Raw genomic sequence first — 13,390 nt, forward strand, 5'->3', positions numbered from 1 at the left:
GCCCATGCAAAGCTTCGACTTCAGCACATTGAGCCCACGGGAAAAATACAAGATCCTGATCGGCAGCGTCGTGCCACGGCCGATTGCCCTGGTCACGACCGTCGACGGCGAAGGCCGGGTCAACGCGGCGCCATTCAGCTTCTTCAATGCGCTGTCGGCCGACCCGCCCATCCTCGCCCTGGGCGTGGAAAACTACGGTGACCAAAGCCCCAAGGACACTACCCGCAACATTCAGCTCAACCAGGAATTCACCGTGAACATCGTCAGCGATGCACTGGTGGAAGCCATGAACGTCTGCGCCGTGCCCTTCGCCCCCGGTTTCGACGAATTGACCGCCGCCGGCCTCACCGCCATCCCCGGCACCACGGTCAAATGCCCGCGCATCGGCGAAGCACCCGTGGCACTGGAATGCCGGCGGATGATGGCGCTGTCCATCGGCCAGTCGCGGGAAATCATCTTTGGTGAAGTGTTAATGGCCCATGTGCGAGACGAACTGATCGACCCGAAAACCCTGTACATCGATCAATTGGGGCTGGATGCGATCGGACGCATGGGCGGGCATGGCTATGCGCGCACGCGGGATTATTTCGATTTGCCGACGCGGTCGTTGCAGGCGTGGACGGAAGAGCCGGGCGGTGGGGAGCGGTTTTGGCCTGTCACCAAATAACCAGAGATTGCACAAAACCTGTAGGAGCGAGCTTGCTCGCGATGGTCGTCAACGATAACGCTGGTAACCTGACACCCCGCGGCGCTCTTAGGTTCATCGCGAGCAAGCGCTCCTACAGGGGGGCGCGTCGTCAGCGGAAATCGCGACTGCGCACACTGATACCGTCCAGTAGCGGGCTCAGGTCACTCAAGCGCCCGGCAATCAGATGTCGCACCTCGCCCTCCTTCTCCCAGCGACCATCGACCTTGAGCAACTGCGAGCCCACCAGCACCCGGCGCTGTCGCTCGGCCAGGTCACGCCAGACCACCACGTTGACGTTGCCGAACTCGTCCTCAAGGGTGACGAAGGTCACGCCGCTGGCGGTGGCCGGGCGTTGTCGGCCGGTGACCAGCCCGGCGACGCTGACCGGCCGACCGTGCTCGACGTCCAGCAACTCCTTCGAACTGCGGCAGCGCCGGGCCTTCAACTCACTGCGCAACAGGGCCAGCGGATGCGGCCCGAGGGTGGTGCCGACACTGGCGTAATCGGCTTGCAGGTCTTCGCCCACGGTGGGTTTGGGCAACGACACCGCGTCCTCCTCCCGTCTCGGCAGGCCAGCAAACAACCCCAGCTGCTTTTGTACCCCGGCCACTTCCCAGCGTGCCCGGTGCCGGTCGCCGGCCAGGCCACGCAACGCACCGGCATCGGCCAGTTGCTCCTGGGCGCGGGCATCGAGTCGCGCCCGTTCGCCGAGGTCGGCAATGTCGGCAAACGCGCCTTTCGAGCGGGCCGCCTCGATGCACCGTGCATCCTCCTCACGAAAGCCCTTGATCATGCGCATGCCCAGGCGAATCGCCGGCTGCGCACCGCTGATCGGTTCCAGGCTGCAATCCCAGTCACTGGCACGCACGTCCACCGGGCGAACCTGCAAATGATGGCGGCGAACGTCCTGCAGAATCTGGTCCGGACTGTAGAACCCCATCGGCCAACTGTTGATCAGCGCGCAGGCGAAGGCCGCCGGCTCGTGGCATTTCAACCAGCAACTGGCGTAGGTCAGCAAGGCAAAACTGGCTGCGTGGGACTCGGGGAAGCCGTAGCTGCCAAAGCCCTTGATCTGTTCGAAGATCTGCGCGGCGAACTCGGCGGTGTAGCCGTTTTTCTTCATCCCGGCGGCCAACCGTTCCTTGTGCGGTTCGAGCCCGCCGTGGCGTTTCCACGCGGCCATGGAGCGGCGTAGCTGGTCGGCCTCACCGGGGCTGTAGTCGGCGGCGACGATGGCGATCTGCATCACTTGTTCCTGAAACAGCGGCACGCCAAGGGTGCGCTTGAGCACCACTTCCAGTTCCGGCGACGGATACGCCTCCGGTTCTTCCTTGTTCCGTCGCCGCAGGTACGGATGCACCATGCCGCCCTGGATCGGCCCCGGTCGAACGATGGCGACCTCGATCACCAGATCGTAAAACGTCTTCGGTCTGAGCCTTGGCAGCATCGACATCTGCGCCCGGGATTCGATCTGGAACACGCCGATGGTGTCAGCCCGACCGATCATTTCGTAGGTGCTCGCATCTTCGGACGGGATGGTTGCCAGACTCAGGTCCAGGCCCCGGTGCCGGCGCAGCAGATCGAAACATCGGCGAATCGCGCTGAGCATGCCCAGCGCCAGGATATCGACCTTGAGCAGGCCCACTGCGTCGAGGTCATCCTTGTCCCACTGGATGATGGTGCGCTCGGCCATGGCGGCATTTTCCACCGGCACCAGACTGTCCAGCGGCTGCTCGGAAATCACGAAACCGCCGGGGTGCTGGGACAAATGCCGGGGGAAGCCGATCAACTGCCCCGTCAGGCTCAGCACCCGGTGCAGCACCGGGCTCTGCGGGTCAAAACCACCTTCACGCAGGCGTTCAACGGGGGGCGTTTCATCGCTCCAGTGACCGCAACAATCGGCCAGGGCGTTGATCTGGTCCGGCGGCAAGCCCAGTGCCTTGGCCACATCCCGTACCGCACCGGCGGCGTGATAAGTGCTGACCACCGCCGTCAATGCGGCCCGGGGCCGGCCATAACGCTGGAACACATACTGCAAGACTTCCTCGCGGCGCTCGTGCTCGAAATCGACGTCGATGTCCGGCGGTTCGTTACGTTCTTTGGACAAAAAGCGCTCGAACAGCAACGTGGTGCGATCCGGATCGATTTCGGTGATCCCCAGGGCAAAGCACACGGCCGAGTTGGCGGCAGAACCACGACCCTGACAAAGAATCTGTTGCTGGCGGGCAAAGCGGACGATGTCGTGGACCGTCAGGAAATAGCTTTCATAGCCCAGTTCCGCGATCAGTTGCAGCTCCTTGTCGATCTGCTCCAGCACTTCGCTTTTCGGCCTTTTTGGCCAACGCCACTCGATGCCTTCTTCGGTCAAATGACGCAGCCACGAGGTGGCCGAGTGCCCTTGCGGCACCAGTTCGCGGGGGTACTGGTAACGCAACTGGCCAAGATCAAAGGTGCAACGCCGGGCAATGGTCAGCGTTTCTGCCAGCAAGGCTGGCGGATAAAGCGCCTGCAGCACGTCGAGGCTGCGCAGATGGCGTTCGCCGTTGGGATGCAGGCGCAACCCGGCATCGGCCACCGGCAGGTGATGACGAATCGCAGTCATGGTGTCCTGCAAGGCGCGCCGGCCGCGAGCGTGCATGTGCACATCGCCACTGGCCACCGCAGGAATCCGCAATTCCCTGGCCAGGGTCAGCAGATCGTCCAGGCGCCGGGCATCGTCCTGGCCGCGATGCAACTGCACGGCCAGCCACAGGCGCTCGGCGAAGACCTGCTTGAGCCAGCGGCCCTGTTCAAAGGCATCGACAGCGTCCGGCACCCACAACGCCAACAGCCCCGGCAAGGGTTCGCTGAAGTCTTCGCGCAGCACCTGATACTGGCCTTTCTGCGTGCGCCGCCGGGCGCGGGTGATCAATCGGCACAGCGCCTGATAGCCCTCGAGGTTCTCCACCAGCAGCACCAGTTTCGGGCCGTTCTCGATGCGTATTTCACTGCCGATGATCAGCGGCAACTCCACGGACTTCGCCGCTTGCCAGGCGCGAACGATGCCCGCCAGGGTGCATTCGTCGGTGATCGCCAGGGCTTGATAACCCTGTTTTTTCGCGCGCTGGAACAGCTCGAGGGCACTGGACGCCCCGCGCTGGAAGCTGAAGTTCGACAGGCAGTGCAGTTCGGCATAGTCGATGCTCATGCGAACCAGCCCTGCAGCCACAACGGGCCATCCTCACCGACCGCCCGGTAAGCCCAGCCCTGTTGGCCGGCACGGGTTTCGATCAGGTAATAGTCACGGCGTACGTCGTCGCCGTCCCACCAGCCGGACTCGATGCGCTCCGGCCCCATGAGAATGCGCGCCGAGCCCTGATGCACGGCCAGCGGCTCAGTCAGCAGCCAGCCCGGCCGCTTCACGGCGGCCGGCACCGCGCAAGGCTGGCTGTCGGCACTGGCCTGCCACGCGCACTCGGGGCGGTGATCGGCCTGGAAACCCAAGCCATGCACCGCGTCATCCCCCAGCCGTGCACGCAGGCGTTCGCGCAGCTGCTCCCAGGGCAAGGACTGCTGCGGGCGATCGTCGAACAGTTCCCGATGCTGGGGCACGAAGGCCGGCAAATCCTCGGCGCGCAAGCGAAAGCCGCGCACCGGCGCCTCGACCTGGACTTGCTCCAGCCGCCCCCGGGCCAGCTCGAAGAGCATCGCCGGATCGCGCTCGGCGCTGAGCAGACCGACCTTGATGACCGTGTCCGGCAACCCGGCATGCTCCAGATGCAGGTCGAAACGCTGTACGCCGCTGTCGCGACCGCAGAGGAACGTCGACAGGTCGCCCGTCAACCGGCGCAACGGAAACAGCAAGGCTTGATGGGACTGCACATCGAAATTGAGTTCGATACGCACATCGAAGCGGTCCGGCGGCAGGTAAAACGCCAGCGCCAGCCGCCGCAAACCGAACAGGGCATCCAGATGCTTGAGCACCTGGGCCTCGAAACGCCGGGCCAGGCTGTGCCGGGGCAACGCCTGCACCTGGCTCAAGGTGCGCAGGCCCATGCGCGACAAGGCCGTGGCGACCGATGCTTCGAGGCCGATCCGATCGACGGGCATTTGCCCCAGATGATGCCGCAAGGCTTGATCGTCCGGCACCACCAGACCGTCATAGGCGTTGGCCAGCACCCGCGCCGCCACCGGGTTGGGCGCGGCCACGATGCGGTGCCGAAACCCCAGCTCGCCGAGCTCACGGCGCAAAAGCGCTTCGAATTGCGGCCAGGCACCAAACAGGCCGAGGCTGGATTCGATCTCGAACACCACGGCCCGGGGGTAATGCACGCTGACCTGAGAGCTGAAGCGATAGGCCCAGGCGGCGAGAAACTGCTGCCAGTGTTCGATGTCAGCGGCGTCGTATTCGGCCGTGGCAAAGCCTTTGCTCAAGGCCTGTGCCGCGCTCATGGACTGGCCGGGACGCAAACCCAGCGCCCGCGCCGCACCGTTGACTGCCTGCAGTACCCGGCGCTGGGCCGGGCCGGTCAGCAACGCCAGGGGCTCATCGGGATCGGCGCGCTGACGCAGCACCGCGTCCAGCGCCAATTGCGGGAAAACAATGCAGACCCAGCGCATGGCAACCTCAATGCCCCACGGCGAAGGCAATCGGCGCCGAACGGGCCAGGCCGCCGCGGCACTTGAGCACACGCAGTTGTGCCGGTCGGGCATCGATGGCGATGCGCAAGGCCGCCGGCGAAGGGTTGATCGCTTCACTGAGGGGACGATAGGCGAAAGCCAGGGTCTGGCCGGTTTCCGCCGCCACCTGCAAGCGGCGCAAGGCGCGGTCATCGGCCTTGAGCGGCCAGCACAGCACCGCACCGCAACTGCCCGAACGCAGGCATTGTTCCGCGCCCCACAGCGCATCGCGCTCGCTGGCCTGGATGATCGACAACTGACGCAGATCGACCCCGGCGCTCTGCCACGCCTGGGGATACGGCACATAAGGCGGCGCCACCAGCACGATGCGCTCGCCCGCCGCCGACAGCCGTGCCAGCGTCGGCCACACCAGTTGCAACTCGCCCACGCCCTGCCCGGCCAAGAGGATTTCCGTCAGCGCCGCCTCCGGCCAGCCTCCGCTGGGCAAGGCGGCGTCCAGCGCGGCATGCCCGGTGGGTTGCGGGCAGGCGGCCGGTGGCGCAGGCCGGCCCTTCCAGACCTGGCCGCCATTGAACAGCGTATCCAGCGCAACGACGGCACCCATCAGCCTTGCCTCACCAGGCCACAGAACACGCCTTCGATGGCCAGGTCCCGGTCGGCTTCGACAATGATCGGCTGGTAGGCCGGGTTGCGTGGCAGCAGACGAACCACATCGCCGACCCGTTCGAAGCGCTTGATGGTGACTTCGCCGTCGAGCCGCGCCACGACGATCTGGCCGTTGAGCGCCTCGGGGTTGCGGTGCACGCCCACCAGGTCGCCGTCGAGAATGCCGTCCCCGATCATCGAGTCCCCCCGGACCCTCAGCATGTAGTCCGGCACCCGCGAGAAGATCGACGGGTCGAGCAGCAAGCGGCTATGGACCTCCGCATCGGCCCCGATCGGCGCACCGGCCGCCACCCGGCCGAGCACCGGGATGTCCAGCAACTCGGGACGCGGCGGCTGCCCGAGCAGGCGAATGCCCCGGGCCTGGTGCGGGTTGACCTCGATGAAACCGGCTTCGGTCAGCGCCAGCACATGCTTGCGCGCCACGCTGCGGGAGGCAAAACCGAACGCCTCGCTGATTTCGGCGAGGCTCGGAGGCTGACCGTGCTCGGCGATGCGATCGCGGATGAAGGTCAGGATGGCGGTACGGCGGGGAGTCAGAGTCGTCATGGAGTACATTTGTACTCTTTTGGCTTTTACCTGGCAAGGACCGCCAGTCATCTGCTGGGCAGATGACTGGTGGGAGCGGGCTTGCTCGCGAAGGCTTCGTGTCAGTGATACCACTGCTGCCTGACACACCGCTTTCGCGAGCAAGCCCGCTCCCACATTGGATTGCGGTAATTCAAGGGGTGAGTTGCGCCAGATACGCCCACGGATAAATCCCTCGCTCATGGCCATCGCTGAACACCAGTTGCAGGCCATACCCCTGCGAGTGCAATTCGATCACCTGCACCCGCGCATCGACCATCGGCGTCAGCCCCCGCATACGAAACGCCCGGCACTGCGAACACGGGCACTGCCGGCGCAGTTCGGCGTGGTCCAGCCACTGTTCGCGGCCATCGGGCCAGTTCAGGCGCAGTTGTTGTCTGCTCCGTAAATTACCCACCGCCAGCGGATTCATTGCAGTTGACTCAAGGCAATGCGCACGGCCTTGCGCACTTCCGGGTCGCCGTCGTCCTGTGCGGCCTGCAATGCCGCAATGGCCTGCGGGTCGTTCAATTCACCCAGGGCCAGGGCGGCTTCCTTGCGCAGGTTGCTGATGCGGTGGCCGAGGGTGTCGATCAACGCATCGAGCGCAGGTACAAAACGCAAGCGACCGAGGCTGCGGGTGGCGCGCAGGCGCACTTGCCAGTAATCGTCGCCCAAGGCGTCGATCAGGGCCGGGCCGGCGTCGAGGTGGCCGACCTTGCCCAGGGTGGTGGCGGCTTCTTCGCGGACTTGCCAGGCAGCGTCCCGCAAGGCCTGGCGCAGGGCCGGCAGCACCTGCGCGTCAGACGCCAGGCCCAACGCCCCGGTGGCGGCACGCCGCACGTCGGTGTCCGGGTCATCGCTGGCCAACCGCGCCAATGCCGGCAAGGCTCCGAGTTGCTTGAGCCAGCCGAGCACGCCCACCGCTTCGCGGCGCACACCGGCGCTTTCATCGTCCAATGCCCGTGCAGCCGCATCGGCGGCATCGGGGCAACGCAACTCGCGCAACGACCTGAACGCGGCAATGCGTACGCCAATGTCAGCGTGCCCGGTCCACGGCAGAATGACCCGGCCCGCCGCCTCGCTCTTGAGCAGGCTGAGGCTTTGCGCAGCGGCCGCCTGCACCGCCGGGGATGGATCCGTCAGCGCCTGGCACAACGCTTCGACCACGGGCTCGTCCTCCCAGGCTTCCAGCAACCGCGCGGCTTCGGCGCGAACGTCGGCAATCGGGTCTTCGGCCAGTCGATCGATCAACCACTGCAGGCCGTCCGGCTCCTCAAGATCGGCCAACTCGATCAGCGCGATCCGGCGTACACCGGGGTCGTCATCGGTCAGGCGCGGTTGCAGGGCAAGGATGTCGTCGTTATCGGTTACATCGAATAGTGAGGTCATAGGGCAAATCGCGGCAGTTTGTTTTCAGGGGGAAGGCCGAGCGGGTTCAGGCGCGGCAGTTGCCGGCCGTCTTCGTGGCGCAGGAGTTCGAGGCAATGACGCTTCAGGTGCGAGAATTCAGAGCGGGTCACCAGCTCCGTGCTGCGCGGCCTGGGGAAGTCCAGGCGCAGGTCTTCGATGATCCGCCCGGGTCGCGAGCTCATGACCAGCAAGCGGTCGGCGAGAAACAGCGCTTCATCGATGTCATGGGTGACAAACACCACGGTGGTGCGGATGCGCGTCCAGATGTCCAGCAGCAGCTCCTGCATGTTCAACCGGGTCAGGGCATCAAGGGCACCGAAGGGTTCATCCATCAGCAACAGGCGCGGACGGTTGACCAGCACCCGGGCAATTTCCACCCGTTGCTGCATGCCGCCGGAGAGCTGGTCGGGCCAGCGCCCGGCAAACCCTTCGAGCCCCACCAGGGCGAGGATTTCATCCGCTGCCTTGTGCCGTTCGACCTTGCCGACGCCACGCATTTTCAAGCCGAACGCCACGTTGTCACGCACCGTGCGCCACGGAAACAAGGTGTGCTGCTGGAACACCATGCCACGTTGTGGCGATGGCCCCGATACTGGCGCGCCATCCACGTTCAAGGTGCCGGTGCGCGGCTGCAGGTGCCCTGCCAGTGCGCCGAGCAAAGTCGACTTGCCGCAGCCGGACGGCCCGAGAATGCACACGAACTGTCCCGGTTCGATCTGGCAATCGAGGCCCTGCACCGCTTCGAAAGCCGCTTGGCCCTCGCCCAGGCTGATCGACAGCCCGCAAATATCAATACGCCCTTCCAGGTGTTGAAAAACGCTCATCAGGCTTTTCCTCGTGGTCGATGCCAAGGCGTGAACAGCCCGCCCAAACGCTTGATCAGCAGGCTGCTGCCCATGCCGAGCACGCCGATCAGCAACATGCCGACGACGATGTCGGCGTAGTTCTGGAGGGTGTAGGACTCCCAGGTGTAATAACCGATGCCGAATTGGCCGGAGATCATTTCTGCCGTGACCAGGCAGAACCACGAGGTGCCCATGCCGATGGCCAGGCCGGTAATGATGCTGGGGCCGGCCCCCGGAAGAACGACCTCCAGCAGGATTGCCCGGCGCCCTGCCCCGAGGCTTTTCGCCGAGGCGATCAGCCGTGGGTCGACGCCTTCGACGCCATGCACGGTGTTGAGCAGGATCGGGAACAGTGCGCCGGTGAAGGTGATGAACACCATCGACAGTTCCGACGAAGGAAACATCAGGATCGCCAGGGGAATCCACGCCACCGCCGGGATCGGGCGCAGCACTTCCAGGGGCGGCAGCAACAGGTCTTCGGCCCATTTCGAGCGACCGATGGCCAGGCCCAGGGCCACGCCGATGATCAGCGCCGCGAGGTAACCGGCGAATACCCGGCCAAGGCTGCTGCCCAGGTGCTGCGCGAGTTTGCCCGAGTCGCCGAGGCCCAGCGCAGCTTCGATCACGGCAAGCGGGGTCGGCACATTGGCGAAGGTCACCAGGCCGAGGTTCCAGTGGTGACTGGCGGCGAGTTGCCAGAACAGCAGGCAGAGCAGCAGTGAAGCGGCTCGGGGGAGCCAGCGGTTAAATGATCCGTACACAATTCTTCCTCTCAACCCGAAAAACCTGTGGGAGCGGGCTTGCTCGCGAAAGCGGTGTTTCAGCCAACTCAGATGTTGAATGTTGAACCGCATTCGCGAGCAAGCCCGCTCCCACAGGGGATTGCGGTGATATGACTGTTAACGAACGGCTACGGCCTGAGTCGTGGCATCAGTGAAGTCGAACACCTTGCCGCCCTGGGCGGTGGCGAACTGTTGGACCTGGCCCTTGAGCAGAAACGCGCTGAGGCGACCTTTTGCATCACTGGCAAACCACGCCTGATCCGCCAGCAACTTGATCCCGCTATCGCTGGCCTGGGCATACACCGCGCGGATGTTTTTGCCTTCCTGCTTCAGGGCGGCCAACGCCGTGAACGCCAGTTCCGCCGACGCGTACTGGCGGACTTTCGGCTCGCCGCGTACCCAGATCTCGGCCACGTGGCTGAAGTCGGTGATGGCTTTGCCGCTCGACGCATCCACCGCCTTGAGCGGCGTCTGCGCGTAGTTGGCCAGTTGCGCTGTGTAGTCCAGGTTCGACGCCTTGAACGCGGCGCGGATGTATTGGTCGTCGATGAAGGTATTCAGATCGAGACCGCGATCGGCCTTCTTCAACAACTTCAGGGTATCGATGGCGGTGCCCACGGCCTGGCGGTATTCCGGCTTCCAGCTCAGGTCGCGGGTCTGCACTCCGAGGGGGCCATGGAACAGGTAATTAACCTCGGCATCGACCCCGGAGACCTTGGCAATCAGCTCGCTGTATTTCTCCGGTTCAGCCGCCAGCAGCTGGTTGGCTTCGATACTCGCCCGCAGGTAAGCAACGACGATTTCCGGGTACTGCCTGGCATAGGCCTGATCGACCAGCGCACCGTGGAAGGTCGGCGCGCTGGCCTGGGAACCGTCATAAATCTTGCGGGCGAAACCACGGCTCGGGAACAGTTCGGCGAAGGGTACGAAGTCAGCGTGAGCATCGATCTTGCCGGCCTGCAACGCGGAGCCGGCGACTTCCGGTGGCTGGGCGATGATGTTCACGTCCTTGAGCGGGTCCCAGCCCTGGGCCGCGACGGCGCGCAGCAACATGCCATGGGCGGTGGAGGCGAACGGCACGGAAATGCTCTTGCCCTTGAGCTCGGCCAGCGACTGCACGCCAGACGCACTCGGCACCACAATGCCGTTGCCACTGCCCTTGGTACTGCCCGATAGCACGCTGATAAACAGACTGTGCTTGCCCGCCGTCTCGAATGCCACGCCGTTGAACGCACCGGGGAAATCGGCCATGGCGCCGAAGTCGAGTTTGCCGGCCACCATCTCGTTGGTCAGGGGTGCGCCGCTGGTGAAGTTTTTCCACTGCACGTCGTATCGGGTGTCTTTGTAGGGACCATCGTGGGGCAGGTATTTGTCCAACAGGCCCAACTCACGAATCAACAGACCACCAGCGGCGCAGTTGATGGTGGTGTCCTGGGTGCCGATGGCAATGCGGATGGTTTCGGCTGACGCCGACAGGGTGAATGAAGCCAGTACCAGACCGGCCAAAGTTGCACGCAACATCATGAGTGTTTCCCCTCGAATCATTTATTGGATGTTCGTCTCCGCCACGATCAGGGCGCGGTGGGAAACGAGGGGTGGGTAGATCAAGCGTCCGGTGTTGCCGGATGGCGTTTTGTTGTCTGTACCTGCCTCTTCGCGGGCAAGCCCGCTCCCACAGGTTTGTGGGTGTAAACAAAATGTGCGGCTGGCCTCGGTCCATTGTGGGAGCGGGCTTGCTCGCGAAGGCGGTGTATAAGGCAAAGAATATGTCGACTGACACTCCGCCTTCGCGAGCAAGCCCGCTCCCACTTTTTGACTGTATTTCAGCGCAACAAATAGGGAATCTCCACTTTCACCGCCCCGGTCGGGCAGTCCTTTTCACAGGGCATGCAGTACCAGCATTCGTCGAACGCCATGTAGGCCTTTTGCGTGGCCGGGTTGATCGCCAGCAGGTCCATCGGGCAAACGTCGACGCACACGGTGCAGCCTTTGTGGGCGATGCATTTGTCCTCATCGACCGTGACAGGTGCGTTGGAGCGAAAGAGGATTTCCTGGGGTTGATAAGCCATGTTCGGTCTCTCCTTGATTGTCGGCACCGACCCGCAGCCGGTCGTAGGCCTGCATCTCGTCGGCATCCAGCGGGATGATGTAAGGCTCGACGGCTTTCCTGAAACTGCTCATCAAACCGTTCTGGTCTTTCTTCAGGTGGCAATGGCAGAACCAGTCGCGGTCGTTGCGTTGTGGGTGATCGACGCGATAGTGGTACAGCCCCCAGCGGCTTTCGGCGCGGAACAATGAAGCGCGGGCGGCCATTTCGGCGCAGTCGCGGATCATGCTGACTTCCATGGCGCGCATCAGCTCGTGGGCGTTGTGGGCCTTGATCTGGTCGAGGTCGCGCTGGATGTCGTTGAAGCGTTGCAGGCCGATCTGCATCTTCTTTGTCACTTTCGGCGGTTGCAGGTAGTCGTTGACCAAGCGCCGCAGCTTGTACTCGACCTGCGCTGGCGGCAGGCCGTGTTCGCGATCCAGCGGCGCGTAGACCCGCTGTTTTTCGGTTTCGATCTGCCGGGCATCCAGCGCTGTAAACTCACGCCCGGCGACAAAGTCCGCCGCGTTGTGGCCGGCGAACCAGCCGTAGGTGAACGCGCCGAGCATGTAGTTGTGCGGCACCGCGGCCATGTCACCCGCCGAGTACAAGCCCTTGACCGAAGTCTCGGCCTTCTCGTTGACCCACACCCCCGACGCCGAATGCCCGCTGCAGAAGCCGATTTCCGAGATGTGCATCTCGACCATCTGCGTGCGGTAGTCGGTGCCGCGATTGGCATGGAACTGGCCGCGACTCGGACGCTCGTTGCTGTGCAGGATCTCTTCGATGTTCTGGATGGTTTCCTCGGCCAGGTGATCGAGCTTGAGAAACACCGGCCCGTTGCCGCTTTCCAGTTCCTGATGGAACTCCCACATCATCTGTCCGCTCCAGTAGTCGCACTCGATGAAACGCTCGCCCTTGTTGTTGGCGGTGTAGCCACCCAGGGGACCGGTGACGTAGGCGCAGGCCGGGCCGTTGTAATCCTTGATCAACGGGTTGATCTGGAAACACTCCAGGTTCGCCAGCTCGGCCCCGGCGTGGTAGGCCATCGAGTAGCCGTCACCGGCATTGGTCGGATTCTCGTAGGTGCCCATCAGGTAGCCCGAGGACGGCAACCCCAGGCGCCCGGCGGCACCACAGGCTAGGATCACCGCTTTGGCCTTGATCACATGGAAGTCCGCCGTACGGCAGTCGAAGCCCATCACGCCATTGACTGCGCCTTCTTCATCCGTCAGCAATCGGGTGCAGACCAAGCGATTGGTGATGCTCACCCGCGCACGCTTCAACTGGCGATAGAGGACTTTCTTGATGTCGTGCCCTTCCGGCATCGGCAACACATAAGCGCCCATGTGGTGGACCTTTTTCACCGCGTAGTCGCCGGTTTCGTCCTTCTCGAATTTCACACCCCAGCGATCCAGTTGCTCGATGGTTTCGAAACTGTGGGTGGCATAGGCGTACACCGCGGCCTGGTTGACGATGCCGTCGTTGGCGATGGTGATTTCCTTGGTGTACTGCTCCGGCGTCGAGTGGCCGGGAATGACCGCATTGTTCAGGCCGTCCATGCCCATGCTGATCGCGCCGCTGCGCTTGACGTTGGCCTTGTCGATCAACAGCACCCGCAGGTCGCGGTTGTGTTCCTTGGCCTTGATCGCCGCCATCGGGCCAGCAGTGCCGCCGCCGATCACGACGATGTCGTATTCCTGTTCGAGGGTGTCGCGTGTCATGT

11 protein-coding genes and 1 pseudogene are annotated in these 13,390 nt (G+C 63.9%); 1 reads left to right on the top strand and 11 read right to left on the bottom strand.

The window, feature by feature from the left end; genetic code table 11:
• Positions 1-4 precede the first annotated feature (4 nt).
• On the top strand, positions 5-667 hold the full coding sequence (locus RS887_RS23370) for a flavin reductase family protein (RefSeq protein WP_322617224.1): 663 nt from the start codon (positions 5-7) through the stop codon (positions 665-667).
• Between the two features lie 130 nt (positions 668-797).
• Here the strand turns inward: RS887_RS23370 and RS887_RS23375 are convergent, their stop codons facing one another.
• The 11 genes and pseudogenes from RS887_RS23375 to RS887_RS23425 all read right to left on the bottom strand — a co-directional run.
• A complete protein-coding gene (locus RS887_RS23375; RefSeq protein WP_322617225.1) occupies positions 798-3,896 on the bottom strand; it encodes an error-prone DNA polymerase in 3,099 nt (1,032 codons plus the stop codon).
• The gene (locus tag RS887_RS23380; protein WP_322617226.1) at positions 3,872-5,287 is read right to left on the bottom strand and encodes a DNA polymerase Y family protein; all 1,416 of its coding nucleotides are present in this window, start codon (positions 5,285-5,287) and stop codon (positions 3,872-3,874) included. The genes RS887_RS23375 and RS887_RS23380 overlap by 25 nt, the downstream gene beginning before the upstream one ends.
• Before the next feature lie 7 nt (positions 5,288-5,294).
• Positions 5,295-5,912: a translesion DNA synthesis-associated protein ImuA gene (gene imuA / locus RS887_RS23385; RefSeq protein WP_322617227.1), complete on the bottom strand. Its 618-nt coding sequence runs from the start codon at positions 5,910-5,912 to the stop codon at positions 5,295-5,297.
• Entirely contained in the window at positions 5,912-6,529 is a 618-nt protein-coding gene (lexA, locus tag RS887_RS23390; protein WP_322617228.1) for a transcriptional repressor LexA, read from the bottom strand. Before lexA ends, imuA begins: the two co-directional genes overlap by 1 nt.
• A 163-nt stretch (positions 6,530-6,692) precedes the next feature.
• Positions 6,693-6,971: a DUF971 domain-containing protein gene (locus tag RS887_RS23395; protein WP_322617229.1), complete on the bottom strand. Its 279-nt coding sequence runs from the start codon at positions 6,969-6,971 to the stop codon at positions 6,693-6,695.
• The gene (locus tag RS887_RS23400) at positions 6,968-7,930 is read right to left on the bottom strand and encodes a HEAT repeat domain-containing protein (protein WP_322617230.1); all 963 of its coding nucleotides are present in this window, start codon (positions 7,928-7,930) and stop codon (positions 6,968-6,970) included. The genes RS887_RS23395 and RS887_RS23400 overlap by 4 nt, the downstream gene beginning before the upstream one ends.
• Positions 7,927-8,775 (bottom strand): ABC transporter ATP-binding protein, encoded by an 849-nt coding sequence (locus RS887_RS23405; protein ID WP_322617231.1) that lies wholly within the window; start codon positions 8,773-8,775, stop codon positions 7,927-7,929. The genes RS887_RS23400 and RS887_RS23405 overlap by 4 nt, the downstream gene beginning before the upstream one ends.
• Positions 8,775-9,557, bottom strand: a complete 783-nt coding sequence (locus RS887_RS23410) for an ABC transporter permease (protein ID WP_322617232.1) — start codon at positions 9,555-9,557, stop codon at positions 8,775-8,777. The genes RS887_RS23405 and RS887_RS23410 overlap by 1 nt, the downstream gene beginning before the upstream one ends.
• A gap of 138 nt (positions 9,558-9,695) precedes the next feature.
• A complete protein-coding gene (locus RS887_RS23415; RefSeq protein WP_322617233.1) occupies positions 9,696-11,102 on the bottom strand; it encodes an ABC transporter substrate-binding protein in 1,407 nt (468 codons plus the stop codon).
• Between the two features lie 299 nt (positions 11,103-11,401).
• Entirely contained in the window at positions 11,402-11,647 is a 246-nt protein-coding gene (locus RS887_RS23420) for a 4Fe-4S dicluster domain-containing protein (RefSeq protein ID WP_253141079.1), read from the bottom strand.
• Positions 11,648-11,666: 19 nt separating this feature from the next.
• A pseudogene (locus RS887_RS23425) lies at positions 11,667-13,388 on the bottom strand (fumarate reductase/succinate dehydrogenase flavoprotein subunit); the annotation flags it as partial.
• Between the last annotated feature and the right edge of the window lie 2 nt (positions 13,389-13,390).

This window comes from Pseudomonas sp. BIC9C (assembly GCF_034541995.1).
Taxonomy (GTDB): Bacteria; Pseudomonadota; Gammaproteobacteria; order Pseudomonadales; family Pseudomonadaceae; genus Aquipseudomonas; species Aquipseudomonas fluorescens_CC.

Coding starts and splice junctions, on each gene's coding strand:
- imuA (WP_322617227.1), bottom strand. CDS start 5,912: ATGGGTGCCGTCGTTGCGCTGGATACGCTGTTCAATGGCGGCCAGGTC.
- RS887_RS23420 (WP_253141079.1), bottom strand. CDS start 11,647: ATGGCTTATCAACCCCAGGAAATCCTCTTTCGCTCCAACGCACCTGTC.
- RS887_RS23405 (WP_322617231.1), bottom strand. CDS start 8,775: ATGAGCGTTTTTCAACACCTGGAAGGGCGTATTGATATTTGCGGGCTG.
- RS887_RS23415 (WP_322617233.1), bottom strand. CDS start 11,102: ATGATGTTGCGTGCAACTTTGGCCGGTCTGGTACTGGCTTCATTCACC.
- RS887_RS23380 (WP_322617226.1), bottom strand. CDS start 5,287: ATGCGCTGGGTCTGCATTGTTTTCCCGCAATTGGCGCTGGACGCGGTG.
- lexA (WP_322617228.1), bottom strand. CDS start 6,529: ATGTACTCCATGACGACTCTGACTCCCCGCCGTACCGCCATCCTGACC.
- RS887_RS23400 (WP_322617230.1), bottom strand. CDS start 7,930: ATGACCTCACTATTCGATGTAACCGATAACGACGACATCCTTGCCCTG.
- RS887_RS23395 (WP_322617229.1), bottom strand. CDS start 6,971: ATGAATCCGCTGGCGGTGGGTAATTTACGGAGCAGACAACAACTGCGC.
- RS887_RS23370 (WP_322617224.1), top strand. CDS start 5: ATGCAAAGCTTCGACTTCAGCACATTGAGCCCACGGGAAAAATACAAG.